At 70.8% G+C, this 24,358-nt stretch carries 23 protein-coding genes; 8 read left to right on the top strand and 15 right to left on the bottom strand.

What is annotated here, in order from left to right:
- The first annotated feature begins 1 nt into the window (after position 1).
- On the top strand, positions 2–763 hold the full coding sequence (locus E5N76_RS12360; RefSeq protein WP_149537604.1) for an enoyl-CoA hydratase: 762 nt from the start codon (positions 2–4) through the stop codon (positions 761–763).
- 195 nt (positions 764–958) lie between these two features.
- Here E5N76_RS12360 and E5N76_RS12355 read toward each other — a convergent pair whose 3' ends face one another.
- From E5N76_RS12355 to pqqA, 6 genes are read right to left on the bottom strand one after another with little or no spacing between them, the layout of a single operon-like run.
- Positions 959–1,177, bottom strand: coding sequence for a hypothetical protein (locus tag E5N76_RS12355; protein ID WP_149537603.1), 219 nt, complete (start codon positions 1,175–1,177; stop codon positions 959–961).
- A 5-nt stretch (positions 1,178–1,182) separates the two neighbouring features.
- Entirely contained in the window at positions 1,183–2,316 is a 1,134-nt protein-coding gene (pqqE, locus tag E5N76_RS12350) for a pyrroloquinoline quinone biosynthesis protein PqqE (RefSeq protein WP_149537602.1), read from the bottom strand.
- Complete coding sequence (gene pqqD / locus E5N76_RS12345) at positions 2,313–2,585, bottom strand: pyrroloquinoline quinone biosynthesis peptide chaperone PqqD (RefSeq protein ID WP_235907678.1); 273 nt, start codon at positions 2,583–2,585, stop codon at positions 2,313–2,315. Before pqqD ends, pqqE begins: the two co-directional genes overlap by 4 nt.
- Positions 2,582–3,325 carry a pyrroloquinoline-quinone synthase PqqC gene (pqqC, locus tag E5N76_RS12340; RefSeq protein ID WP_149537600.1) on the bottom strand — a complete coding sequence of 248 codons (744 nt, stop codon included), beginning with the start codon at positions 3,323–3,325 and terminating at the stop codon, positions 2,582–2,584. Before pqqC ends, pqqD begins: the two co-directional genes overlap by 4 nt.
- Positions 3,322–4,251 carry a pyrroloquinoline quinone biosynthesis protein PqqB gene (gene pqqB, locus E5N76_RS12335; protein WP_149537599.1) on the bottom strand — a complete coding sequence of 310 codons (930 nt, stop codon included), beginning with the start codon at positions 4,249–4,251 and terminating at the stop codon, positions 3,322–3,324. Before pqqB ends, pqqC begins: the two co-directional genes overlap by 4 nt.
- Positions 4,252–4,291: 40 nt before the next feature.
- Entirely contained in the window at positions 4,292–4,432 is a 141-nt protein-coding gene (pqqA, locus tag E5N76_RS30080) for a pyrroloquinoline quinone precursor peptide PqqA (protein ID WP_207791957.1), read from the bottom strand.
- A 338-nt stretch (positions 4,433–4,770) separates the two neighbouring features.
- On the opposite strand from pqqA, the gene E5N76_RS12325 reads away from it, so the two are divergent.
- From E5N76_RS12325 to E5N76_RS12315, 3 genes are all read left to right on the top strand, one after another.
- Positions 4,771–5,805, top strand: a complete 1,035-nt coding sequence (locus E5N76_RS12325) for an aspartate-semialdehyde dehydrogenase (RefSeq protein ID WP_149537598.1) — start codon at positions 4,771–4,773, stop codon at positions 5,803–5,805.
- 136 nt (positions 5,806–5,941) lie between these two features.
- Positions 5,942–7,159, top strand: a complete 1,218-nt coding sequence (locus E5N76_RS12320; RefSeq protein ID WP_149537597.1) for an NADP-dependent isocitrate dehydrogenase — start codon at positions 5,942–5,944, stop codon at positions 7,157–7,159.
- A gap of 149 nt (positions 7,160–7,308) precedes the next feature.
- Positions 7,309–7,728 (top strand): hypothetical protein, encoded by a 420-nt coding sequence (locus E5N76_RS12315; RefSeq protein ID WP_149537596.1) that lies wholly within the window; start codon positions 7,309–7,311, stop codon positions 7,726–7,728.
- 85 nt (positions 7,729–7,813) lie between these two features.
- Here the strand turns inward: E5N76_RS12315 and E5N76_RS12310 are convergent, their stop codons facing one another.
- The 8 genes from E5N76_RS12310 to E5N76_RS12275 all read right to left on the bottom strand — a co-directional run bounded on the left by E5N76_RS12310 (position 7,814) and on the right by E5N76_RS12275 (position 18,367).
- Positions 7,814–9,307, bottom strand: coding sequence for a M81 family metallopeptidase (locus E5N76_RS12310; RefSeq protein WP_149537595.1), 1,494 nt, complete (start codon positions 9,305–9,307; stop codon positions 7,814–7,816).
- A 47-nt stretch (positions 9,308–9,354) separates the two neighbouring features.
- On the bottom strand, positions 9,355–10,587 hold the full coding sequence (locus tag E5N76_RS12305) for a M20 family metallo-hydrolase (RefSeq protein ID WP_235907677.1): 1,233 nt from the start codon (positions 10,585–10,587) through the stop codon (positions 9,355–9,357).
- Positions 10,588–10,670: 83 nt separating this feature from the next.
- Positions 10,671–11,927: a Zn-dependent hydrolase gene (locus tag E5N76_RS12300; RefSeq protein ID WP_149537593.1), complete on the bottom strand. Its 1,257-nt coding sequence runs from the start codon at positions 11,925–11,927 to the stop codon at positions 10,671–10,673.
- Positions 11,924–13,207, bottom strand: coding sequence for an ArgE/DapE family deacylase (locus tag E5N76_RS12295; RefSeq protein ID WP_149537592.1), 1,284 nt, complete (start codon positions 13,205–13,207; stop codon positions 11,924–11,926). Before E5N76_RS12295 ends, E5N76_RS12300 begins: the two co-directional genes overlap by 4 nt.
- 12 nt (positions 13,208–13,219) lie before the next feature.
- Positions 13,220–14,818, bottom strand: coding sequence for an ABC transporter ATP-binding protein (locus tag E5N76_RS12290; protein ID WP_149537591.1), 1,599 nt, complete (start codon positions 14,816–14,818; stop codon positions 13,220–13,222).
- Positions 14,819–14,861: 43 nt separating this feature from the next.
- On the bottom strand, positions 14,862–15,707 hold the full coding sequence (locus E5N76_RS12285; RefSeq protein ID WP_149537590.1) for an ABC transporter permease: 846 nt from the start codon (positions 15,705–15,707) through the stop codon (positions 14,862–14,864).
- A gap of 108 nt (positions 15,708–15,815) precedes the next feature.
- A complete protein-coding gene (locus tag E5N76_RS12280) occupies positions 15,816–16,802 on the bottom strand; it encodes an ABC transporter permease (protein WP_149537589.1) in 987 nt (328 codons plus the stop codon).
- Positions 16,802–18,367, bottom strand: coding sequence for an ABC transporter substrate-binding protein (locus E5N76_RS12275; protein ID WP_235907676.1), 1,566 nt, complete (start codon positions 18,365–18,367; stop codon positions 16,802–16,804). The genes E5N76_RS12280 and E5N76_RS12275 overlap by 1 nt, the downstream gene beginning before the upstream one ends.
- Positions 18,368–18,537: 170 nt before the next feature.
- On the opposite strand from E5N76_RS12275, the gene E5N76_RS12270 reads away from it, so the two are divergent.
- Positions 18,538–19,575, top strand: a complete 1,038-nt coding sequence (locus E5N76_RS12270; RefSeq protein ID WP_149537588.1) for a histone deacetylase family protein — start codon at positions 18,538–18,540, stop codon at positions 19,573–19,575.
- A complete protein-coding gene (locus E5N76_RS12265; RefSeq protein ID WP_235907675.1) occupies positions 19,572–20,561 on the top strand; it encodes a dipeptidase in 990 nt (329 codons plus the stop codon). Before E5N76_RS12270 ends, E5N76_RS12265 begins: the two co-directional genes overlap by 4 nt.
- Positions 20,562–20,808: 247 nt before the next feature.
- Here the strand turns inward: E5N76_RS12265 and E5N76_RS12260 are convergent, their stop codons facing one another.
- Positions 20,809–22,035 (bottom strand): ABC transporter substrate-binding protein, encoded by a 1,227-nt coding sequence (locus E5N76_RS12260; protein WP_149537587.1) that lies wholly within the window; start codon positions 22,033–22,035, stop codon positions 20,809–20,811.
- A gap of 332 nt (positions 22,036–22,367) precedes the next feature.
- On the opposite strand from E5N76_RS12260, the gene E5N76_RS12255 reads away from it, so the two are divergent.
- Positions 22,368–22,691 (top strand): hypothetical protein, encoded by a 324-nt coding sequence (locus E5N76_RS12255; RefSeq protein ID WP_149537586.1) that lies wholly within the window; start codon positions 22,368–22,370, stop codon positions 22,689–22,691.
- Positions 22,692–22,764: 73 nt separating this feature from the next.
- Positions 22,765–24,300 (top strand): YifB family Mg chelatase-like AAA ATPase, encoded by a 1,536-nt coding sequence (locus E5N76_RS12250; RefSeq protein WP_149537585.1) that lies wholly within the window; start codon positions 22,765–22,767, stop codon positions 24,298–24,300.
- Positions 24,301–24,358: the final 58 nt, after the last annotated feature.

Here is a 24,358-nt window from a genome sequence, read left to right as displayed (position 1 = left end):
GATGGCAGGCGAGGTCCGGGTGGAGCGGCGGGGCGGGGTGGCGTTCGTCACCCTCGACCACGCGGCGAAGCTGAACACGCTGAACCCGGCGCTGATGCGGGAATTCATCGCCGCCATGGCCGGGCTTGCCGCGGAGGAAGGGCTGACGGCCGCGGTGCTGACCGGGGCGGGGCCGAAGGCCTTCATCGGCGGCGCCGACATCAACGTCATGGCCGGGCTGGCGGATGGCGGGGCGGCGCGGGAATTCATCACGCTGGTGCATGGGTGCTGCCAGGCGGTGCGGGACTGCCCGGTGCCGGTGATCGCCCGCATCCAGGGCTGGACGCTGGGGGCAGGGCTGGAATTGGCCGCCGCCTGCGACCTGCGGCTAGCCGCCGACACCGCCCGGTTCGGCATGCCGGAGGTGCGGGTCGGCATCCCTTCGGTGGTGGAGGCGGCGCTGCTGCCGGGGCTGATCGGCTGGGGCCGCACGCGGCGCCTGCTGCTGCTGGGCGAGACCATCGGCGCCGCCGAGGCGGCAGAATGGGGGCTGGTGGAGAAGGTGGTGCCGGCGGCGGCGCTGGACGCGGCGGTGGAGGAGTGGCTGGGGCTGCTGGGCGAGGCCGGGCCGCGGGCGCTGCGGCTGCAGAAGGCGCTGATCCGGCGCTGGGAGGAGCTGCCGATGGCCCAGGCGATCGCGGCCGGGATCGACAGCTTCGCCAGCGCGTGGGAGAGCGAGGAGCCGAAAAGGATGCTGGGGGCGTTTGCCCAGCGCCGGCGTTGAGGAAGGACGTCGCGCCATAAGGCGCGCCTTACGGCGCGACCCTTCCTCGAACTCCATCTCGCCAAGGGCCGAAGGGCCCTTGGAACCCTTGCGTCCTGGACCCGTCGGTCGAGGCGCCAAACTCAAGGTTTCCAAAGGCCCTTCGGCCTTTGGCAGGGGAGAGCTCGAGAGGGGGCAGCGCCCCCTCTCGACACCCTACATCGCCACCCCTTCATCCGGCATCGCCTCCGCCGCCGGCAGATCGTCCTTCGGCTGGTCCCGCCACTCGCTGCGCTTCTTCCAGGCCCGGCGCGCCAGGCAGGCGCCGCCGACAATTCCGACACCCACGCCGACGCCAGCCAGGAACGGCCCCACCGCCGTAATCACGGCCAGGCCGCCGGCCATGGCCAGCGGGTTGCAACGCGGCAGCAACATCATTGTCATCCTTCCATCTGGGCTGCGAAGAATGGCGCGCCCGGCGCCGGGGGCAAGGGCGCCCGCTTCGGCTCGCGATAGGTGAAGCCCCCGCCGGCGCTGGCGGCCTCCGCCACCGCCTGGGCCAGCAACGCATGATGTGGCGAAAGGGCGCAGGCCGGATCGGCAGCGGCGGCATCGCCCGCCAGGGCGAAGGCCTGGCAGCGGCAGCCGCCCCAATCTACCTCCGCCCGGGCGCAGCCCTGGCAGGGCGCCCGCATCCAGCCCGTGCCGCGGAAGCGGTTGAAGGCCTCCGACTCCTCCCAGGCCGCCCGCAGCGAAACAAGGCGCACATCGGGGAAGTCGAATCCCGGCAGGCTTTCCGCCGCATGGCAGGGCAGCACGCGGCCGACAGGCGAGACCGCCAGGAAGCGCCGCCCCCAGCCGCCCATGCAAGGCTTCGGCCGCTGCGCATGGTAGTCCGGCACCACGTAGTCGATGACCAGCCGCCCCTTCAGCGCCGCCCGCGCCGCCTCGACGGCCGCCGTCGCCGCTTCGAGCTGGGCGCGGGAGGGCAGCAACGCCGCGCGGTTGGCCAGCGCCCAGCCGTAATACTGCACATGCGCCACTTCCAGCCGCTGCGCCCCAAGCGCCAGCGCCAGTTCGATCAGCCCGGGAAGCCGGTCCAGGTTCTGCCGGTGCACCACGGCGTTCAGCGTCAGCGGCAGCCCGGCCGCGCGCACCAGCCGCGCCGCCGCCAGCTTCCGCGCATGCCCGCCGGCGAGGCCGCCGATGCGGTCGGCGCTCGCCGCCTCCGAATCCTGCACCGAGAGTTGCACATGGTCGAGCCCCGCCGCGGCCAGCGCCGCCAGCCTCGCCTCATCCAGCAGCACGCCGGCGGTGATGAGGTTGGTGTAGAGCCCCGCCCCGCTCGCCGCCGCCACCAGCGCCGTGATGTCGCGCCGCGCCATCGGCTCCCCGCCCGAGAGATGCACCTGCAGGCAGCCCAGCGCCGCCGCCTCGCGGAACACCCGCGCCCAGGTTTCGGTGTCCAGCTCCGCCCCCGGCCCGGCCAGCGTCACGGGGTTGGAACAATAAGGGCAGCGCAAGGGGCAGCGATGCGTCAGCTCGGCCAGCAGGGCGAGCGGCGCGGCGATCATCCGCCCGTCACCACGCCCCGGTCGCGCAGATCGGCGAACAGCGCCAGCACATCGCCCTCCACCAGCGCCCGCGGCGCGTCGTAGCGGGTGAGCAGATCATCCACGATGGCGGCGATGCTGCGCGCGCCATCCACCAGGCGGAGGATCTCCAGCGCCGTCTCATCCGGCACGAACATCCGCTCCGGCCCCATCACCACCCATTGGCCGCGCGCCTTGTCTTCCCGCAGCTTCATGCCCGGGGCGAAGCGGGGGGCGGTGTCCGGCGTCACGCCGCGTCCCCCGGCCGGAAGGCGCCCGGCGGCGGCAGGCCCGGCGCGACATAGGCGAAATGCAGCGCGTCGAGCTGCGCCCAGAGCAGGTCGCATTTGAAGCGCAGCGCCGCCAGCACCTGCTCCTGCTCCGCGCGCGTCCGCGCCTCCCGCTTCACATAGTCCAGCGCGAAGGCGACGTCCTGCGGCGCCTGGCTCAGCCGCGGGGTGAAATACGCGAGCGTCTCGGCCGTGACGAAATCGTAGTTCCGCAACATGCCGGAGACGCGTTCCGAGATGATGCCCGGCGAGAACATCTCTGTGAGTGACGACGCCACGGCTTCCAGCAGGCTGCGCTCGCGCACGAAATGCACATAGGCGTCCACCGCGAAGCGCGTCGCCGGCAGCAGGCCTTGCAGGGAGACCACATAGTCGCGGTCCAGGCCGAGGCCGTCGGTCAGCTTCAGCCAGCGTTCCACGCCGCCCGGCTGCACGCCGTCGCCATCATGGTCCAGCAGGCGGCGGCGCCATTCGCGGCGCAGCGCCGGCGTCGGCAGCCGCGCCAGCAGGGCGGCATCCTTCGCCGGGATGCTGGCCTGGTAGTAGTAGCGGTTCAGCGCCCAGGCCTGCACCTGCCCCTTGCTCAGCCGCCCGCCATGCAGCGCGTGATGGAAGGGGTGGTGGATGTGGTAGCGCTCGGCGCCGATGGCGCGCAGCCGTGCTTCCAGCGCGTCAGGGGAAAGCAGCCCGGCCTCGCTCACAGCGCGATCTCCATCCCGTCCTCGGCCACTTCCCAGCCAGCCGCTTCCGCCACGGCGCGCTCCGGGCTGTCCGCCAGCAGGGCCGGGTTGGTGTTGTTGAGGTGGATCAGGATGCGGCGGCGCACGCCGAGGCGGGCGAAGCCGGCCAGCACGCCCTCCGGCCCGTCGATGCTCATATGCCCCATGCGCTGGCCGGTCTTGCTGCCCACGCCGGCGCGGATCATCTCGTCATCCCGCCACAGCGTGCCGTCGAAGAGCACGCAGGCGGCGCCTTCCAGCCGGGCGGCCAGCGCCGGCGTCAGCGCGGCGCAGCCGGGGATGAAGAACAGCGTCGCGCCGCCGGCGGACAGCGCCAGGCCGATCGTCTCGCCAACCTCCGCCCGGCCGGGATCCTCGCCATCGCGTTCCTGGAAGAGCGGCACCTTGCCTGGCACGGCGAAGGCCTCGACCCGCAGCCCGAGCGGCGCCCCCTCGCCATCGCACAGCGCCTCCGCCCGGCCGAGCGGCAGCGCGCGCCGCGGCACGAGCGCCGGATCCAGCGCGTTGAAGACGGGATTCGCCGCCAGCACCGCCAGCGCCGGCGCGGCGCCGTAGAGGCCGAAGCCCTGGCGCTCGCGCAGCGTGAGCAGCCCGGCGATGGTGTCGATCTCGGCCCCTGTCAGCACCACGGCGGCGATGGGCGAATGCCGCAGCGCCCCGGGCGGCGGGTCGGGATGCAAGGCGGGCGTCGCCTCGATCTGCGCCCGCAGATCGGGCGAGGCGTTCAGCAGCACCCAGCGCCGCCCATCGGCGGACACGGCCACCGAGCATTGCGTCCGCGCCGGCGCCGCCCGGTCGCCGGAGCGCGCACGCCGGCAGCCGGGCCCGGCGGAATTCCATTGCGGAAACCCACCCCCGGCGGCCGCCCCCAGGATGATGGCGCGCACCTTGCCCCCTGCCGCGAACCGGCCCGACGGCCGGGCCGGTTCAGCCCAGCTCGGCGCAGGCGTAGGCGTTGATTTCCAGGGCGAGCGAGATCTCGGTCACGCGCGGGGTCTTCCAGGCCATGGCGTCCTCCGGCTTTGTCTCTGGCCACCGCAGTCTGGCGATGGCGGGAGCAGGGATCAAGCGGCGCGGCGCAGCCCCGGGGTGAAGAGGCTGCAAGGATGGCAATCGGCATCGCTTTCAAGGCCAGGCAGGCCGGCAGGGGTGGCCGGCCGGGCCGACGATGCCAGACCCCGCGGCAGCCCGGCCGGCCGATGATGCCGGCCGGGCAACGGCTCGGCGGCTCGGCGCTGGCGAGGAACCGGGAGCCCGAGGAAATGGTGCGGCCTCCCCTCCCCGCCCCCCCGTTTCGCCGCCAGGCCCGCGCCAAACCGGCCGGACGGCTTGAATGGCCCGGACCCAGCGCCTAGAGACCCGGTTCCGGCCGCCGCAGGGCGGCCTTGGTCTTTGAGGAGCGGGTCATGGGCTACAGGGTCGCGGTCGTCGGCGCCACCGGGGCGGTGGGGCGCGAGATGCTGAAGACCCTCGCCGAGCGCGACTTCCCGGTGAGCGAGGTCATCGCCCTCGCCTCGGGCCGTTCGGCGGGGCTGGAGGTCTCCTTCGGCGAGAAATCCGTGCTCAAGGTCAGGAACCTCGAGACCTTCGACTTCAAGGGCGTCGATATCGGCCTGTTCTCCCCGGGCGCCTCGGTCTCCGCTCTGCATGCGCCGCGGGCCGCCGCCGCTGGCTGCGTCGTCATCGACAACACCAGCCAGTTCCGCATGGAGCCCGACATCCCGCTGGTGGTGCCGGAGGTGAACCCGCACCACCTGAAGCAATTCAGCAAGCGCAACATCATCGCCAACCCGAATTGCAGCACCATCCAGATGGTCGTGGCGCTGAAGCCGCTGCACCAGATCGCCCGCATCAAGCGCGTCGTCGTCGCCACCTACCAGTCGGTCTCCGGCGCGGGGAAGGAGGCGATGGACGAGCTCTTCAACCAGACCCGCGCGGTCTATGTGAACGACCCGACGGTGCCGGAGCAATTCACCAAGCCCATCGCCTTCAACTGCATCCCGCATATCGACAAGTTCATGGATGACGGCTTCACCAAGGAAGAATGGAAGATGGCCGTCGAGACCCGGAAGATCCTCGACCCCGACATCCAGGTGGTGGCGAGCTGCGTCCGCGTGCCGGTCTTCATCGGCCATTCCGAAGCGGTGCATGTGGAGTTCGAGAGCGAGATCACCGTGGAGCAGGCCTGGGACACGCTGCGCGAGGCGCCCGGCGTGCAGGTGGTGGATAAGCGGGAGGATGGCGGCTACGTCACCCAGCTCGACGCCGCCGGCGAGGATGCGGTCTTCGTCAGCCGGCTGCGGCGCGACCCCACCGTGCCGCATGGCCTGGCCTTCTGGTGCGTCTCCGACAATCTCCGCAAGGGCGCGGCGCTGAACGCGGTGCAGATCGCCGAGGCGCTGGTGGAGCAGGGGCTGCTACGGAAGCCGAAGGCGGCGTAAGCCGTGCCGCCGGGGCGGCTTACGCCGTTCCGCCCCGGGCTTGCCGCCCATCCGCCCCGATGCGATGGTCCGGTCCCTGGAGTCACCCATTTCCCACCCCCGGGCCGCGGACGCCCGGGCATCGCCGAGGACAGCCATGGCCGCGAAGATCAAGGTAAAGACCCCCGTCGTCGAAATGGACGGGGATGAGATGACCCGCATCATCTGGGGGTTCATCAAGGACAAGCTGATCCTGCCCTACCTTGATATCGATCTGAAGTATTACGACCTCGGCATCCAGAAGCGCGACGAGACGGACGACCAGATCACCGTCGACGCCGCCAACGCCACCAAGCAGTACGGCGTCGGCGTCAAGTGCGCGACCATCACCCCGGACGAGGCGCGCGTCGCGGAATTCGGCCTGAAGAAGATGTGGAAATCCCCGAACGGGACCATCCGCAACATCCTGGACGGCACCATCTTCCGCGAGCCCATCATCTGCCAGAACGTGCCCCGCCTGGTGCCGCACTGGTCGAAGCCGATCGTCGTCGGCCGCCACGCCTATGGCGACATCTACCGCTCGGTGGAGATGAAGGTGCCGGGCGCCGGCACGGTGAAGATGACCTTCACCCCGGAAGGCGGCCAGCCGCAGGAGATCGGCGAATTCGCCATGCCCGCCACCGGCGGCGTGGCGATGATGATCCACAATTTGAACAAGTCGATCGAGGGCTTCGCCCGCGCCTCCTTCAATTACGGGCTGCAGCGCAACTACTCGGTCTATTTCAGCCACAAGAACACCATCCTCAAGGCCTATGACGGCAACTTCAAGGACATCTTCCGCAAGATCTACGACGAGGAGTTCAAGGCGGAGTTCGAGAAGCGCGGCCTGACCTATGAGGACCGGCTGATCGACGACATGGTCGCCACCGCACTGAAGTGGGAAGGCGGCTATATCTGGGCCTGCAAGAACTACGATGGCGACGTGCAGTCGGACATCGTGGCGCAGGGCTTCGGCTCGCTCGGGCTGATGACCTCCGTGCTGCTCTCCCCGGATGGGCAGACGGTGGAATCGGAAGCCGCCCACGGCACCGTCACCCGCCACTACCGCGAGCACCAGAAGGGCCGCGAGACCAGCACCAACCCGATCGCCTCGATCTTCGCCTGGACCCGCGGCCTCGCCTATCGCGGCAGGTTCGACAACACGCCGGACGTGACCGCCTTCGCCGAGACGCTGGAGAAGGTCTGCGTCAGCACGGTGGAGAGCGGGTCCATGACCAAGGACCTCGCCCTCCTCATCAGCAAGGACCAGCCCTGGCTGAACACCCAGGCCTTCTTGGCGAAGCTGGATGAGAACCTGAAGAAGGCGATGGCCTGAGGCCAGGCCCGGGCGGTGGCCGAAGGGCCGCCGCCTGCCGGGGAAGGCCCCGCCCGGCCTGGCCGCGGCGGGGTTTTTCTTGCCCGCCCGGCGGGGCATTATCACTGATTTAATCCGCCGCGCCGGGCAAACCGTCTAGGGAGGGGTGCATGCGCCGCTGCCTCCTCGCGCTCCTCCTGCTGCCGGCCGCCTGCGCCGAGGCCCCGCCGCCGGATGCGGCGCACCCAGGGGTGCGGCAGCGCGTGTTGGGCCGCGCCGCCGATATCGGCACGCTGGTGCGGGCGGCGCCGCTCTGCGGCCGGCCCCTGCCCGTCTCCGCCCAGGACCGTGCGGCGCGGCTGGAAACCGCCGCCCTGACCCTGCGGCAACAGGAGGCCGGCACGGAAGGCCGCGACGCCTTCCTGCGCAGCATGGCGCCGCCGAGCTTCGACCCCCGCCAGCGCGGCGGCGACCGCGGCACCTGGTGCAGCGCGCGGGAGGCCGAGATCACCCGGCTGCAGGCGATGCTGACAGGGCCGGAAGGCGAGGCGCTGGCAGCGGAGGCGGAGCGCCTGGCGCCGCCGGAGTAGTTGAGAGGGGCTTTGCCCCCCTCAAACTCCCCCCACCAAAGGCCGAAGGGCCTTTGGAAACTTTGAGTCTGCCGATTCGAACCGCCTACCGGTTGGCGCCGGGGCGCAGGCGCAGGCCGGGGCGGAGATTGGTGAAGGGCAGCACGGCCGGGTCGGCCACCACAGGCCCCGGCGCCGCCACCACGATCACCCTCTCCGCAATCGGCTGGAAATGCGCGCGGAAATGCACGCTGCTCTTCAGTGCCAGAATCTTCTGCTCACTGGGCTCCACGCCGATATGGGTGAACAACGCCTGATCCAGCGCCTGCATCTTCCGCGTCACCACGATCACGCGGACGCCGGACGAAATCCGGATCAGCGCCGTCGGTCCCAGATCGGCCGGGTTGCCCTTGGACATCGGGCCGGTGCCGGTGAAGCGGCCATCCGTTAGTGCCTCCACCACCGCCGTCACCGCCAGCGGCGCGCCATCGCTCTTGCCGCCCAAGGAAAGGCTGAGCGTCGCCCCGACCCCCGCCGCATGGCAGGCGGCGGCACTCTCCGCATCATTGATCAGGCCGAGCACCGCGCCTTGCGCATCCTGCCGGATCAGCTCCGCCAGCAGCCCGGTGGTGTCGCCATGGCCGCCACCGCCGGGATTGTCCTGGGTATCGGCCATCACCACCGGCCGGCTCGCGCCCCGCGCCGCCGCGATGGCCTCCGCCACCCCCTCCTCCGCGCTGGCGACGCCGCCGGCGAAATCCGGCTCATGCGCATCCATCCAGGCCTTCAGCCCGGCGACGGCCAATTGCGCCGCTTCCGGCGTCGGCGCATAGGCGGCGATGGCAACGCCGCAGCCGGGGAAATCCGCATAGGGAAAGCCGAAGCAGAAGGCCAGCTCGGCGCAGCCATGCAGCGTTTCCAGCCGCGCCCGCTCCGCCAGCACATCCGCCATGGGCGAGACCAGCGTGCACTGCATGGTGAGCGGGATGAGGAAGTCGATCTCCGCGAAGGCCCGCGCCCAGGGTGCACCTCGCTTTATGCGCTCCAGCAGCAGCCGCGCCGCCTGGGCGCCGGCCGGCTTCATGTCCACATGCGGGTAGGTCCGGTAGGGCACCAGCGCATCCGCCAGATCCACCATCTGCCGGGTCATGTTGGCATGCGGGTCGAGGCTGACGGTGATCGGCAGCTCCGGCCCCACCACGGCACGCACGCGGCGCAGCAGCTCGCCCTCCGCATCGTCATGCCCCACCGCCACCATGGCGCCGTGCAATTCCAGATAGATGCCGTCCAGCGGCGCCTGCTCCAGCGCGTCGGAGAGCGCGGCGACCAGCAGCGCAGCGATGCGCTCGAAGGCCTCGGCGGTGACGGGGCCGGCGGGGTTGGCGAAGCACCAGGTCAGCGGCACCAGCTCGGCGCCGGCGGCTTCCAGCACCTCGATGGCGCCGGCGGTCGGCACGCTGGTCGGCCGCACCGTCTCCACCAGCGTGGCGGCGCGTTGCAGCCCGGGGAAGCCGCCGGGCTTGAGGAATTCCCGCCAGCCGGTCGGCACCGGGGCGAAGGAATGGCTTTCATGCTGGAAGCCGGCGATGGCGATGCGCATGGGTCAGGAGCCTTTGGTTGGCAGGGCCGGTTCACGCGGCGGCGCCGCTACGCGGTCGGCCGCTTGCTGTTCGCGGTTTCGATCACGGCCTCCGCCAGCACGCGCAGGCCGATCTCTGCCCATTCGCGGGAGATCGACTCCGTCGGGTGGTGGCTGATGCCGCCATGGCACGGGATGAAGAGCATGACGGCCGGCATGCGCGATGCCGCATGATAGGCATCATGCCCGGCGCCGGAGAGCATGTCGCGCTGCTTCGCGCCGTGCCGCGTGGCGGCCGCGCGCAGCCTGGCGGCCAGCGACGCGTCGAATTCCACGCGGGGGAAGGCCCAGTAGGTCTCGCGCGAGACGGCGACGCGGCGGCGCGCGGCGATGGCGCTCCACTCCTCCTCCGCCGCCGCCCATAGCGCGTGCAGCGTCTCGGTCGAGGGGTGGCGGTAATCCATGGCGAAGCGGGCACCGCCCGGCACCACGCCATCCGCACCCGGTTCCACGATGACGCGGTTGACGGTGCAGCGGCCCTCCGGCGCGCGGGTGAGCAGGATGCGCTCGGCGGCGACCATCATCTCGGCTGCGGCCAGCAGCGCATCCTGGCGCATCTCCATCGGCGTGGTGCCGGCATGGCTGTCCTTGCCGTGCACGCTCACCATGGCGCGCTCCGTGGCGAAGCCGCCGGTGACGATGCCAAGGTCATAGCCCTCCGCCTCCAGCGTCGGGCCCTGCTCGATATGTGCCTCGAAATAGGCGGCGGCGTCGCGCAGCGCGGCGGGGTCGGCGGTGCCGGCCCAGCCAGTGCGGGCCAGCGCATCGCCATAGCGCTCGCCATCGTCGATGGCGCGGCGGCCCAGCACCTCGGCCTCGCTCAGCACGCCCATGGCGCCGGCGGCGCCGATCATGCTGGGGGAGAAGCGGCAGCCTTCCTCGCTGGTCCAGTTCACGAGGACGATGGGCGCTTCCGTCACCGTGCCGCTTTCGTGCAGGGCGCGCAGGATTTCCAGCCCCGCCAGCACGCCATAGGGCCCGTCGAATTTGCCGCCCGTCGGCTGCGTGTCCAGATGGCTGCCGACCAGCACCGGCTTGCGCGCCGAGTCCCTGCCCTCCCGCCGCAGCGCCATGTTGCCGAGGCGATCGACGCTGAGCGTCAGCCCGATCTCCTGCCCCCAGCGCGCCAGCAGCGCCCGCGCCTCGCCATCCAGCGCGGAGAGGGCTGGGCGGTTATTGCCACCCTCTGGCGTGGCGCCGATGCGCGCCATCTCCATCAGGCTGTCCCACAGCCTGTCCACGGACAAAGGCAGGTTGATCGGGCGCGACCGGTTCGACGCATGCGTCGAACCGCCCTCGCTGCCGCCCGGACGGTCGGAGGCGCTCACGGCTTCACCAACCCCGCCGCCGCCAGCGCCGCATCCGCCAGCACCTGCATCCCGGCCGTCGCCCATTCCGGCGTGATGCTTTCCGCCTCGTTGTGCGAGAGGCCGCCATGGCAGGGGGTGAAGATCATCACCGTCGGCACCTTGCGCGCCATATAGACCGCGTCATGGCCGATGGCGGTCGGCATCTCCTGATATTTCAGGCCACGGGCGATGGCGGCGTCGCGGGCATGCGCGACGAGACCAGCATCGAAGGGCGTCAGCGGCGAATGCCAGAAGGGCGAGACCGTCGCCTTCACCTTGCGCGCCGCGCTGATGTCAGCGGCACGCGCCGTCAACGCCTCGCCCATCCGCGCCAGCGCCTCCGGATCGCTATGGCGGAAATCGACGCTGAAGAAGACCCGGCTGGGCGCGACGTTGCGAGAGGCGGGATAGACCTCCACCACGCCCACCGTGCCGCGGCCCTTCTCGCCGTTCGGTGCCAGCGTCGTCAGCGCGATCTCCTCCACCGCCGAGATCAAAGGCGCCGCCGCCATCATCGCATCCCGCCGCCCGGCCATGGGGGAGCCGCCATGCGCCTCCTCGCCTTCCACCACCACCTCGAACCAGCTCTGCGCCAGGGCATGGGTGACGATGCCGACATCGAGCCCGGCATCCTCCAGCAGTTTTCCCTGCTCGATATGCAGTTCGAGATACGCCCCCACCTTCTGCAATTCGGCCGGGTCGGCCGTCCCCTGCCAGCCGATGCGCTTCAGCTCCTCGCCGAACACCGCGCCGGCGGCGTCGCGCTTCGCCAGCACCTCCGCCTCGGTGAAGATGCCCATGGCGGCGCCGCTGCCCATCATGGGGGGTGCGAAGCGGGCGCCTTCCTCGTTGGTCCAGTTGATCAGCAGCAGCGGCGCCTCGGTCTCGGCGCCCGCCTCATGCAGGGCGCGCATCACCTCCAGCCCCGCCAGCACGCCGAGCACGCCGTCGAATTTCCCGCCCGTCGGCTGGGTGTCCAGATGGCTGCCGATGGCGATGGGGGCGCGGGACGGGTCGCGCCCCTCCCGCCGGAACACCATGTTGCCCAGGCGATCCACACTCAGCGTCAGCCCGCAGGCCTCGCCCCAACGCTGGAAGAGGGCGCGCCCCTCGGCATCCACATCCGTCAGGGTCTGGCGGTTGCTGCCGCCCTTCGGCGTGCCGCCGATCTTCGCCATCTCCATCAAACTGTCCCAGAGCCGCGCCCCGGAGAGCGGCAGATTCGTGCTCATCTCTTCTCCACCCCGCACCACGCCGCCATCGCCAGTGCGATGGTCCGGGTGATGTTATGCATGCTGTCCAGCCTGACATTCTCGTCAATGCCGTGGATGTCGACCGCATCCGGCCCGAAACAGGCGACCGGCGTCCCCTGGTAGAGCTGGAAGAAGCGGCCATCGGTCAGCCCCGTCGCCGGGTAGTCGCGCAGCGTGCCGCCCGTCGCCTCGGCGTGGCTGCGCCGTGCCAGTTGCACGATTTCGGCTTCGGTGTCGAACAGGCACGGGTCGGCCATGAAGCCCTTGAATTCCAGTTTTACGAGTGCGCCGCGCAGCCTTTCATGCTGCTTCGCCTGCTCGACGATGCGTTCGACGTCGCGCTTCGTCTCGGCCGCGGTGTACCCCAGCATCACGCCGACGCGCAGCCCGATGCGGCAGCGCGTGGCGACGGAGGAATTCCACTCCCCGCCCTCGATGGTGCCGAGGTTGACGTTCACCGGATGGTTGTTGCCGTGGAAGGCCGGGTGGATGCGCTCCGCCCGGTTCATCTCCGCCTCGTACGCCTTGAAGGCGGCGGCGATGATGCTCGCGGCCTCGATGGCGTTCAGCCCAGCCTGCATGTCCCGCACATGCGCCGGCCTGCCGCTGACCGTGACCCAGGCCCAGACCACGCCGACTTCGGCGGTGTAGAGCGCCTCCACACCAGGCCCCGGCTCCGGGATGATGACGGCCTCCGGCTTCGGCAGGGCCAGCATGGTGGCCAGCGCGCCATTGCCGCTGCATTCCTCCTCGATCACCGCCTGCAACTGCACCTCGGCGGCGGGTTGCAGCCCGGCCAGGCGGAAGGCCTCGAAGGCGGCGCAATAGCTGACGATGCCCGCCTTCATGTCGCCGGCGCCACGGCCATAGATGCGACCGTTGCGGATCGCCGGCTCATAGGGCGGCGTCTCCCACATATCGGCCGCGCCTTCCGGCACCACATCCACATGCCCTTGCAAGGCGAGGCTGCGCCCCGCCACCGCCCGCGGCCGGTGGATGGCCACCACATTGTCCCGCCCCGCATAGGGGATGAGTGGCGGCGAGAAGCCGGGGTGGTCACGCAGCCTGTCCGGCTCCACCGGCACGCGCTGCGGCGAGAGGCCCAGCGCTTCATAGATCCGCGCCATCTCGTTCAGCGCGGCGGCCTCATTGCCCAGCGTCGAGGGGCAGCGCACCAGGCGGGAGAGCGTTTCCACCTCCCACTCCCGCAGCGAATCGACCGCCTCCAGGATCGCCCGGCGCGCCCCTTGGTCCAGCATTTCCGTCCCTCGTCAAACCGCCGGCGGAGTCCAGCCCCTTCCCGGGATGCTGTCCAGCAATTGCCGGGTATAGGGGTGCTGCGGCGCGGAGAACACCTCGGCCGTGGGCCCCTGCTCCACGATCGCACCGCGCTGCATCACCGCCACCCGGTCGCAGACCTGCGCCGCCACGCGCAGATCATGGGTGATGAAGAGCATGGTGAGGCCCAGGCGTTCCCGGATATCCGCGAGCAGCGCCAGCACCTGCGCCTGGACGGAGACATCCAGCGCCGAGACCGGCTCGTCGGCGATCAGCAGCTCCGGCTCCATCGCCAGCGCGCGGGCGATGCCGATGCGCTGGCGCTGGCCGCCGCTGAATTCATGTGGGTAGCGTTCCATGGCGCCGGGGTCGAGCTGGACCAGCGCCAGCAGCTCCCGCGCCTTGGCCAGCGCCTTGCCGCGCGCGACGCCGTGGGTGATGGGGCCCTCGGCGATCGCCTCTCCTACCTTCCGCCGCGGGTTCAGCGAGGCATAGGGGTCCTGGAAGATCATCTGGATGCGCTGGCGGAAGGGCTTCCAGGCATTGCGCGACAGCGGGCGGAGATCCGTGCCGTGATAGGCGATGGTGCCGGTCTCCGGCTCCACCAGCTTCACCACGCAACGCGCCAGGGTGGATTTGCCGCTGCCGCTTTCGCCGACCAGCCCCAGCGTCTCGCCGCGCCGCAGGATGAAATCCGCGTCGTGCACGGCGCGCACCACGGCGCGGGCGCCGAACATGCCGCCGCGGCGATAAGTCTTCTCCACCCCCTTCACGTCCAGAACTGGTGCAGTGGTGACCTGCGGCCGGGAGTCTGGCGCACCATGCGGCACAGCGGCGATCAGCGCCCTGGTGTAGGGGTGCTGCGGGTGGTTCAGCACCTCGGCCGCCGGCCCCTGCTCCACGATGCGGCCGCGCTGCATCACGGCGACGCGGTCGGCGATCTCCGCTACCACGCCGAAATCATGGGTGATGAACATCACCCCCGTGCCGCGGCGCGACTGGATCTCGCGGATCAGCCGCAGGATCTGCATCTGGGTGGTGACGTCCAGCGCCGTGGTCGGCTCGTCGGCGATCAGCAGCGTCGGTTCCAGCGCCAGCGCCATGGCGATCATCACCCGCTGGCGCTGGCCGCCGGAAAGCCGGAAGGGGTGGCTGCGGGCGATCGCCTTCGGGTCCGGCAGGTTCACCGCCGCCAGCAGCTCCGGCACCCGCTTCGCCGCATCCGCGCCGGCGCCGTGCACGCGCAACGCCTCGGCAATCTGGTCGCCGACGCGCATCAGCGGGTTCAGTGCGGTCATCGGCTCCTGGAAGATCATCGCCATGCGGCTGCCGCGCAGGCGGCGCATGGCCTCGGGCGAGAGGGCCAGCACGTCCTTTCCCTCGAAGCCGATGGCGCCGGAGGTCACCGGCAGGCCGCGCGGCAGCAGCCCCATCACCGCATTGGCGGTGATCGACTTGCCGGAGCCGCTTTCGCCGACGACGCAGAGGATCTCGCCGGCGGAGATGGACAGGGAGATGCCCTCCACCGCATGCGGCCGGTCGCCGCCTTGCGGCAGGGCGACGGTGAGGTTCTCGACGGTGAGAAGAGTCATCGTCCCCTCCCCCGCAGCGCGGGGGAGGGAGTCGCATCCATCCTCATGCCGCGCCTCCCCGCTGCCGCGCAAGGCGTGGATTCAGCGCGTCCGACAGCCCCTCCCCCACCAGGTTCAGCGCCAGCACCGTCAGGAAGATGGCGAGCCCGGGAAACACGCTCATCCACCACGCCAAGCGGATGACGGAGCGGCCGGCGCCGATCAGGAATCCCCAGGTCATCAGGTTCGGGTCGCCCAGGCCGAGGAAGGAGAGCGCGCTCTCCAGCAGGATGGCGCTGGCCACCATCAGCGAGGACAGCACGATGATGGGTGAAAGCGCATTGGGCAGGATGTCCCCCAATACGATGGCGAGCCGCGTCTTCCCCAGCACCTCCGCCGCCTGGACGAATTCCCGCGACCGCAGCGACAGGAACTCCGCCCGCACCACCCGTGCGACCGGCGGCCAGGAGACGATGGCGATGGCAAACACCACGGAGATGATGGAGGGGGTGAAGATCGCCACCAGCAGGATCGCCAGGACGAAGCTCGGAATGGTCTGGAAGAATTCGGTGAAGCGCATCACCGCATCATCCGCGACGCCGCCGAGATAGCCGGCAATGGCGCCCAGCGACACGCCGATGCAGAGCGCCGCCACGGTGGAGACGGCGCCGACCAGCAGCGAGATGCGCGCGCCATGGGCGATGCCGGCGGCCACGTCGCGCCCCAAACTGTCGCTCCCCAGCAGCATGTCCATCTCGCCCGGCGGCATGAAGGGCGCCGCCGCCATGTCCCAGGGGCTGCCAGGGAAGAGCCAGGGCGCCGTCGCCGCCAGCAGGATGACGAGGACCAGGATGAGCAGCCCGACCACCGCCCCCTTGTTGCGGCGGAAGCGCCGCCAGAAGTCACGCATGCGATCGAACCCCGTCTTTGCGCCCCCGATTGACGTTCCGCTTCTCGCGCCTGCGGCGCTGCGGCATTCCGGCGCGCCGCAGGCGCGACGCTCCACGATCGGGGGCGGTCACCCCGCCACCTCCACTCGCGGGTCGATCACCGCGTAGAGCAGATCCGTCACCAGGTTGAACAGCACCACCATCACGCCGGTGCAGAAGAAGACGCCCAGCAGCACGGGGTAGTCGCGCGCCAGCAGCGCCTCGAAGGCCAGGCGGCCGATGCCGGGCCAGGCGAAGACCGTCTCCACCAGGATGGCGCCGCCGACGAGCTGCCCGGCCTGGATGCCGGCGAAGGTGATGACCGGCAGCAGCGCGTTGCGCAGCACATGGGCACGCAAGATACGGCCCTCCGGCACGCCCTTGGCCCGCGCCGTCTTGACGAAATCCTGGTCCGCCACCTCCAGCATCGTTGCCCGCGTCAGCCGGCAATAGACCGCGAGGTAGAACAGCCCCAGGGTCAGCGCCGGCAGCAGCAGATGCTTCGCCAGGTCGAGGGCGAAGGCGAAGCCGTGCAGCTCCACGCCGACGGTGCCCATGCCGAAGCTCGGCAGCCATTCCAGCCAGACGGAGAAGACCAGCACCAGCATCAGCCCTACCCAGAACAGCGGCGTCGCGTAGAAGGTCAGCGCCAGCACGGTGATGAGGCTGTCCGCCCAGGTGCCGACGCGCCGCGCCGCCAGCGCCCCCAGCGTGACGCCGCCGGCGATGGCGAAGGCGAAGGCCGCGCCGGTCAGCAGCAGCGTCGCCGGCAGGCGTTCCAGCACCAGCTTCGCCACTGGCTGCTGCTGCCGGTGAGAGAAGCCGAGATCGAGCTGCGCCACGCTCTTCAGATAGATCCAGAGCTGGGTGTGCAGCGGCTGGTCCAGGCCGAACTGCTTCCGGAGCTGCTCCATGAAGGCGGCATCCGCCACGCCGGACTGCCCGGCGATGACGCTCGCCGGGTCGCCGGGGGCCGCATGCACCAGCAGGAAATTGCACACGATGATGGCGAAGACCACCAGCACCGCCTTCACCGCGCGCCGGGCCAGGAAGCCCGGCAGCTTCGACGCCTCCATCAGGAGGCGAGGAACATGTCGTCGAAGCCGGTATGCACCCCGGTGCCGGTGGTGATGACGTTGTGCAGCTTCTTGTCGTAGATCGTCGGGAAGGTGAGCTCCATCAGCCAGATCTGCGGCACTTCCTCCACCAGGATCTTCGTCACCTCGGTGAAGTGGCGCTGCCGGGTCGGCGCGTCGGCGGCGTCGCGGGCGGCGAAGAACAGCTCATCCACCTTCGGGTTGGCGTAGCCACCCGTGTTGGTGAAGGTGACCTTCTGGATGTTGTTGGAGACATAGCTGCGCTCGACGCCGAGGGTCGGGTCGCCAAGCTGGTAGAGGAAGTTGATCGAGGTCTCGTATTCCCAGGCGCCGATGCGGCGCGACCAGCCGCCGGCATCGGTGCTCTCCATCTCAAGCTGGATGCCGATCTGCCGCATGGATTGGCGCAGATATTCGGACAGCCGCGTCCAGATCTCGCCATAGGGCAGCATCAGGTGCTTCAGCGTGGCGCGCACGCCCTGTGCGTTGGGCTTCAGCCCGGCGGCGTCCAGAAGCTGGTTCGCCGCCCGCACATCGAAGGGCGCGAGCTTCACATTCGGGTCGTAGAATCGCGTGGTCGAGGAGATGGGCCCTGTCGCCGCCTTGCCCACGCCGAACCACAGCCGGTTGACGATGAAATTGCGGTCGATCGCCATGGACATCGCCTTCCGCACCCGCGGGTCCCCCAGCGGCCCGACCCGGTGATTGATCTCCATCCAAGAGAGCGGGGACATGTACTCCCACCCCTTCGTCTCGACCGTGAGATTCGGCCGGGCGCGGAGCTGCGGCACGTCGAAGGGCTCGATGTCGTTGGCCTGGGTCAGCAGCACCTGGCCGGTTTCCAGCGCCAGGCGGCGGCTCTGGCTGTCCGGCACGATGCGGTAGATGATGGCGTCCAGATAGGGGCGGTTCGGCTTCCAGTAGCCGTCGAAGCGGTCCAGTCGGATGAAATTGCCGCGCTGCCATTCGGTGAATTTGAACGGCCCGGTGCCGATCGGCCTGGCATTCACCGGGTTGGTGCGGAAATCCGTGCCGTCGAAGATATGCTTCGGCACGATGCAGCAGGCCGTCGCGTCGAACATCAGCAGGAAGGGCTGGAACGGCTTCTTCAGCGTGATGCGGAGGGTGTGCGGGTCCGCCGCCTCGCAGACATCGATGTTCTGGAACACGGTGCGGGCGCGCGGCGCCAGCTCCATGTGGAATTTCATGATGGAGAAGACCACGTCATCGGCCGTCATCGGCTGGCCGTCGTGGAATTTGACGTTCTCCTGCAGCTTGAAGACGTATTCGCGGCCGTCCTCGCTAATCGTCCAGCTCTTCGCCAGCATCGGGATCGGTTCCAGCGTGGGCGAATAAGTCAGCAGGCTCTCGAAGATCTTGCTGGCGGCGACCAGCGTCGGGCCCTGGTTGTTCACGCCCATCTGCAGCACGGGCGGTTCGGGGTTCAGCACCGTGGTCAGGATGCCGCCGCGGCGGGGCGTGATGCCCTGGGCGAGCGCATCGCTGGCCCGCATCAGCAGGGGCGCGGTCGAAGCGGCGGCCATCAGGCCTCGTCGCGTGATGTTCATGCTTGGTCCCCAGATGATTCCGCCGAGGCGAACAACCGCCCCCCGGACAAGGCAGGTGCGGCCGGCTGTCGCCCGGTCCCGCCACGCCCATGCGAATCTCGTGCCGGGGTGTTCCCGTGGCGCGCCGCGCGGGCTAGCTTCGGCCGATGCGGGCCTTCTTCCATCCGGACCAGCGGCGCCACACGCCGCGCTTCTTCCTCATTCGCGGCCAGATCCGGCCGAATTTCGAGATCCCGGCGCGGGCCGAGGCGCTGTTGGAAGGCCTTTCCGCGCTGCGCCTGGCGCCGGAGAATGCCGCCCTGCCGGCGCGGGCGATGCTCGAGAGCGTGCACGCCCCGGACTACCTCGACTACCTGGCTGGCGCGGCGGCGGCCTGGGCGGCGCTGCCCGATGCCGGGCCGGAGGTGGTGCCCAATATGCACGCGACTGCCGACGCCCTGGCCAATGGCGCGCGCCGGCCGGAGAGCATCGTCGGCCAGGCCGCCTGGTACAGCGCCGACAATGCCTGCCCGATCGGCCCCGGCACCTGGGAGGCGAGCCTCGCCGCCGCCGGCGTGGCGCTCGCCGCGGCGGCAGAAGCCGCCGCCGGCCGCACCGCCTACGCCCTCTGCCGCCCGCCCGGCCACCACGCCTATCGGGCGCGCGCCGGCGGCCATTGCTACCTCAACAACGCCGCCCTGGCGGTGCAGGCGCTGCGGCGCGCCGGGGCGAAGCGGGTCGCAACACTCGACATCGACAGCCACCATGGCAACGGCACCCAGGGGATCTTCTGGGAGGATGGCGGGGTCTTCACCTTCTCCACCCATGGCGACCCGAACCGCTACTACCCCTTCTTCACCGGCCATGCCGAGGAGCGCGGCGCCGGCCCCGGCGAGGGGCTGAACCTCAACGCCCCCCTGCCCTTCGGCACCGGCGATGACGGGTGGCTGAAGGCCATCCGCAGCGGCATCGCGGCGGCGGAGCGCTTCGGCGCCGAGGCGCTGGTGGTCTCCCTCGGCTTCGATGCCAGCGAGCATGAGCCGCTGAACGCCCTCGCCGTCACCGCGGATGGCTTCGCCCGCGCCGGCGCCCTGCTCGGCGGCATGAAGCTGCCCAGCGCCATCATCCAGGAAGGCGGCTATTGCGTGGAGTGGCTGGGACGGCTGCTGGAACGCTTCCTCACCGGCTGGGGAGAGGCGGCGTGACCCTCCTCACCCTCGACACCCATGTCGACATAGGCTGGCCGAACCCGCCCGATCCCCGCACCGAGACGAAGCAGCAGGTGGATTTCCCGAAGATGGCGCGGGGCGGGATGCGCGCCGTGGTCTTCATCGCCTATGTGCCGCAGGGCCGGCGCGACGCGGCCGGCCACGAAGCCGCCGCGGCGCGGGCGGAGGCGATGCTGCACCATATCCGGGAGCGCGCCGATGGCCGCGCCTTCCGCTTCTGCGCCACGCCCGGGGAGCTGGAAGCCTGCCATGCGGCCGGCGCGCTCGGCGTGCTCTCGGCGGTAGAGAATGGCTACGCCATGGGCCGCGACCTCGGCGCGCCGACGCGCTGGCGGGCGCTCGGCGCCTGCTACCTGACGCTGACGCATGACGGGCATAACGAGCTCGCCGACAGCGCCAGGCCGAGGCCGGCGCTGGGCGACGGGCCGGAGGAGCATGGCGGCCTTTCTGCCTTCGGGCGCCAGGCGGTCGCGGCGCTGAACGCGGCGGGGATGCTGGTGGATGTGTCGCATGTCTCGAAGCGCGGCATGCTGCAGGCGGCGGCGCTCTCCCGCTCGCCCATCGTCGCGACGCATACCGCCTGCCGGGCCCTCTGCGACCATCCGCGCGGCGTCGATGACGAGCAATTGGACGCGCTGAAGGCAGTGGGCGGGCTGGCCCAGATCACCGCCGTCGGCGCCTTCCTGCGCCGCGTGCCGGATGGGCAGAAGAACCCCGCCAGCGTCGAGGACATGGCCGACCATGTGGACCATGCGGTGCGCCGCATCGGCATCGAGCATGTCGGCGTCAGCTCCGATTTCGACGGCGGCGGCGGCGTCATCGGCTGGCCGGATGCCGCGGAGACGCCGGGGCTGACGGCGGCGCTGCGGGCGCGCGGCTATGGCGAGCGCGAGTTGGGCCTGCTGTGGTCCGGCAATTTCCTGCGCCTCTGGCGGCGGGCGCAGGCGCTCGCCGCGGGCTAGGCATGTCCGGGCGGAGCGGCGACGCCGGGCCGGCGCGGTTCAGGCCGGCGCAGCCCGCCCGCGCCGCCCCCTAACCTGCGCCTGGAGCGTGATCGGTTGAGGTCGAATCGACCGAAACCGTGAGTCACGCGACCGAACAATGAGCTAGAGCAGATCGCCGGAGGGCGGCATCGCCCGGAGGCGTGAATCTGCTCTACAATCCATGAGCTAGAGCGGGGCGGGTGAGCGCAGCCCAACCGATCCCGCTCTAGGTCCTCGCATAGGGGCAGCCCCCTTCCGCCACGGGCCGGAACGCCTCCTCCGCCGGGGTGGTGGCGATCAGCTTCATATAGTCCCAGCCGCCGCGGCTCTCCCCCGGCGCCTTGGCCTGGAACAGATAGGTCGGGTGCAGCTTGCGCCCATCCTCCCGCACCCGTCCGGGGCCGAAGGCGTCGTCGTCGGTCGGCATCGCCTGCATCGCCTGCACCGCCTCCAGCCCGGAGGCCTTCGCCCGCGCCGCGCCGATGGCGGCCACCGCCTTCAGGTAGTGCAGCACGGCGGAGTAGCACTGGAATTGCACGCTGTTCGGCCAGTGGCGATTCGGCAACCCGGGCTGCAGCCGGCGCGTCAGCGCCCGCGTCCGGTCGTTGAGGTCCCAGTAGCTGCTCTCCGTCAGCGTCAGCCCCTGGGCCGAATGCAGGCCCAGCGTGTGCACGTCCACGATGAAGCCGATCATGGCGGCGACCCGGATGTTGCGCCCGGCCAGGCCGAATTCCTGCCCCTGCTTCACGCAATTGATCATGTCCGTCCCGGCATTGCACAGCGCGATGACATCCGGCCGCGTCGCCGCGGCGGAGACCAGGAAGGAGGAGAAATCCGTGGTCGCCGGAAAGGGATAGACCGAGGCGCCGACCACCTCGCCGCCGAAATCCCGCACCACCCGCGTCACCTCCCGCTGCACCGAATGGCCGAAGGCGTAGTCGGCGGTGATGCAGTACCAGCGCTTCGCCCCCGCCTTGGCCAGCGCCCCGCCGGTGGAGCGGGCATTGGCCCAGCTATCGGTGGTCCAGTGCACGGTGTTCGGGCCGCATTGCGGGCCGGTGATGTCCACCGAGGCGCCGCCGCTGTTGAGCTGGACCTTGTTCTTCTCCCGCGCCAGGCCGTTCAGCGCCAGGGCGATGGCGCTGTTGTTCACATCCGCCACCGCGTCCACCGCCTCGCGGTCGAACCACTGGCGGACGATGTTGAGACCGATATCGGCCTTGTTCTGGTGGTCGGCCTGCAGGATCTCCACCCGCAAGCCGCCGGCGGCGCCGAAATCCTGCACCGCCTGGCGGGCGGCGACGACGCAGCCCGGGCCGCTGATGTCGCGATAGGGGCCGGACATGTCCGTCAGCACGCCGATGCGGATGACGGGCGCCTGCGCCCCGGCCTGCCGCGCGCCGATGGCGGCCATGGCGCCGAGCGCGAGCGCGCCCCGCCGGGAAAAGACCATGCGTTTGCCTCCCTTCCTGGTTCGGCCCTTCGGGGCCGGCCTGGCGGTCCGCTGCGGCCCGCCGGCTTTTGCTCGCAGTCCCCGCCACTCCCGCACGGGCCAGGATCGGCCGCGGAAAGCGCAGGCGGTCAGGCTGGAACGGATACCGGCCGGGATTCAAGCGCGGCGTGGGCAGGCGGCCTGCCGCCCCATGCCGGCTCGCACCCGACCCCGGGCGGCCTGGCTTCAGCGGCATCGCCCCGGGCGGGCTGCCAACGCCTTGCCTTGCCGCCGCCATGGCATCGCCGGCCTTGCCCGGTAGTCAAGGCAGCAGCAGAGAAGGACTCCCAGCCATGCCGCGCCTGCCGTTGCTCGCCGCCTGCCTTGGCCTGTCGCTGCTCGCCCCGGGGGTCGCGCTGGCCGATCCGTGGCAGGATGAGAGCGGGCATGGCCGCGGCGCACCCGCCGGAAGCGGGCGGGACCACGACCGCCATGACCGGCAGTGGCGCGAGGCCTGGCGCGAGCGCGGCGACGGCCATCGGAGCGAGCGGGCGCCTGCCCAGCCCTGGCACGCCGCGCCGCCGATCCCGCCCGGCCATTTGCCGCCGCCGGGCGAAGCCCGCGCCTGGTATCCGGGGCTGCCACCCGGCCACCAGCCGCCACCCTTCGGGCGGTAAGCCGGCGCAGCGCCGCCACGGCCCGGAGGAATGAGGCTTCAGTTGCGCGAGCGTAGCGGCTAGCTTCCGCCATATGCTCATCGCCCGCATCGCCACCTTCGCCTTCTCCGGTATCGAGGCCATGCCGGTGGAGGTGCAGGTGCAGATCGCCTCCGGCCTGCCCGCCTTCACCATCGTCGGGCTGCCGGACAAGGCGGTGGCGGAGTCTCGGGAAAGGGTGCGGGCGGCCATGGCCGGCATGGGGCTTTCCCTGCCGCCGCAGCGCGTGCTGGTGAATCTGGCGCCGGCCGATATCCCGAAGGAAGGCTCGCATTTCGACCTGCCCATCGCGCTCGCCGTGCTGGCGGCGATGGCGGTGCTGCCGCGCGAGGAGATGGCCGGCTATGCCGCGCTCGGCGAACTCTCGCTGGATGGCAGCATCCAGCCCGTCGCCGGCGTGCTGCCTGCGGCGCTCGGCGCCTCGGCGCGTGATCTTGGCCTGATCTGCCCGGCGGCGCAGGGCGGCGAGGCGGCCTGGGCCGGGCGGATCGAGGTGCTGGCGGCGCCCGACCTGCCCGCCCTGCTGAACCATTTCCGCGGCTTGCAGGTGCTGAGCCCGCCCGAGCCGCCGCCGCCCGATGCCGTCGCGCCCCGCGGCCCCTGCCTTTCCGAGGTGAAGGGGCAGGAAACCGCCAAGCGTGCCCTCGAGATCGCCGCTGCCGGCGGCCACAACCTGTTGATGATCGGCCCGCCAGGCGCCGGCAAATCCATGCTGGCAGCGCGGCTGCCCGGGCTGCTGCCGGACCTCTCCGCGGCGGAGGCGCTGGAGGTCAGCATGGTGCATTCCGTCGCCGGGCTGCTGCGCGACGGCCGCCTGGTGGTGCGCCCGCCCTTCCGGGAGCCGCATCATTCGGCCAGCCAGCCGGCGCTGATCGGCGGCGGCAACCGGGCGAAGCCGGGGGAGATCAGCCTCGCCCATCTCGGCGTGCTGTTCCTGGACGAATGGCCGGAATTCCCCCGTCCGGCGCTGGAGGCGCTGCGCCAGCCCATGGAGACGGGGCGCGCCAGCATCAGCCGCGCCAATGCCCACATCACCTATCCGGCGCGATTCCAGTGCATCGCGGCGATGAATCCCTGCCGCTGCGGTTATCTGGGCGAGGCCAGGCGGGAATGCGGCAAGGCGCCGCGCTGCGGGGAGGAGTATCAGAACCGCCTCAGCGGCCCGCTGCTGGACCGCATGGATCTGACGGTGGAAGTGCGACCGGTGCCGCCCGCCGAGCTCTTCCACGCTCCCGCCGGCGAGACCAGCGCCACGGTCGCCGCGCGGATCGAGGCCGCCCGGGCGCGGCAGCGCGCCCGCTACGGCGAGGACGGCCCGCGCTGCAACGCCGCCGCGCCGGATGCCGCGCTGGAGCAGGCGCTGGCGGTGGATGGCGCCGCCCGCGCCCTGGCGGAGCAGGCGGCGGAGAAATTGCGCCTCTCCGCCCGCGGCATCACCCGCACCCTGCGCGTGGCCCGTACCATCGCCGACCTGGCGGCGAACGAGACGGTGCAGCGCGCGCATGTCGCGGAGGCGCTGGCCTTCCGCAACCGCGGCCTGGCGCGGGTGGCGCTGCTGGATAAGGCCTGACGCCGGGCACCTGCCGAACCATCGCCGGCGTGAACCGGCGAGGAGGTGCGGAACCGTG

The organism is Siccirubricoccus phaeus, from assembly GCF_008360935.1.
Classification (GTDB): Bacteria; Pseudomonadota; Alphaproteobacteria; order Acetobacterales; family Acetobacteraceae; genus Siccirubricoccus; species Siccirubricoccus phaeus.
Note: the sequence above shows the minus strand (reverse complement) of the source record. Positions and strands in the feature narration are given on the sequence as shown.

What these genes read in the sequence shown, in the direction of transcription:
- E5N76_RS12325 (WP_149537598.1), top strand. Translation starts at nt 4,771, where the DNA reads ATGGGCTACAGGGTCGCGGTCGTCGGCGCCACCGGGGCGGTGGGGCGC.
- pqqE (WP_149537602.1), bottom strand. Translation starts at nt 2,316, where the DNA reads ATGATCGCCGCGCCGCTCGCCCTGCTGGCCGAGCTGACGCATCGCTGC.
- E5N76_RS12300 (WP_149537593.1), bottom strand. Translation starts at nt 11,927, where the DNA reads ATGAGCACGAATCTGCCGCTCTCCGGGGCGCGGCTCTGGGACAGTTTG.
- E5N76_RS12250 (WP_149537585.1), top strand. Translation starts at nt 22,765, where the DNA reads ATGCTCATCGCCCGCATCGCCACCTTCGCCTTCTCCGGTATCGAGGCC.
- E5N76_RS12260 (WP_149537587.1), bottom strand. Translation starts at nt 22,035, where the DNA reads ATGGTCTTTTCCCGGCGGGGCGCGCTCGCGCTCGGCGCCATGGCCGCC.
- E5N76_RS12280 (WP_149537589.1), bottom strand. Translation starts at nt 16,802, where the DNA reads ATGGAGGCGTCGAAGCTGCCGGGCTTCCTGGCCCGGCGCGCGGTGAAG.
- E5N76_RS12295 (WP_149537592.1), bottom strand. Translation starts at nt 13,207, where the DNA reads ATGCTGGACCAAGGGGCGCGCCGGGCGATCCTGGAGGCGGTCGATTCG.
- E5N76_RS12310 (WP_149537595.1), bottom strand. Translation starts at nt 9,307, where the DNA reads ATGCGCATCGCCATCGCCGGCTTCCAGCATGAAAGCCATTCCTTCGCC.
- E5N76_RS12315 (WP_149537596.1), top strand. Translation starts at nt 7,309, where the DNA reads ATGCGCCGCTGCCTCCTCGCGCTCCTCCTGCTGCCGGCCGCCTGCGCC.
- E5N76_RS12290 (WP_149537591.1), bottom strand. Translation starts at nt 14,818, where the DNA reads ATGACTCTTCTCACCGTCGAGAACCTCACCGTCGCCCTGCCGCAAGGC.
- E5N76_RS12355 (WP_149537603.1), bottom strand. Translation starts at nt 1,177, where the DNA reads ATGTTGCTGCCGCGTTGCAACCCGCTGGCCATGGCCGGCGGCCTGGCC.
- E5N76_RS12285 (WP_149537590.1), bottom strand. Translation starts at nt 15,707, where the DNA reads ATGCGTGACTTCTGGCGGCGCTTCCGCCGCAACAAGGGGGCGGTGGTC.
- E5N76_RS12360 (WP_149537604.1), top strand. Translation starts at nt 2, where the DNA reads ATGGCAGGCGAGGTCCGGGTGGAGCGGCGGGGCGGGGTGGCGTTCGTC.
- E5N76_RS12270 (WP_149537588.1), top strand. Translation starts at nt 18,538, where the DNA reads ATGCGGGCCTTCTTCCATCCGGACCAGCGGCGCCACACGCCGCGCTTC.
- E5N76_RS12320 (WP_149537597.1), top strand. Translation starts at nt 5,942, where the DNA reads ATGGCCGCGAAGATCAAGGTAAAGACCCCCGTCGTCGAAATGGACGGG.
- E5N76_RS12255 (WP_149537586.1), top strand. Translation starts at nt 22,368, where the DNA reads ATGCCGCGCCTGCCGTTGCTCGCCGCCTGCCTTGGCCTGTCGCTGCTC.
- E5N76_RS12275 (WP_235907676.1), bottom strand. Translation starts at nt 18,367, where the DNA reads ATGGCCGCCGCTTCGACCGCGCCCCTGCTGATGCGGGCCAGCGATGCG.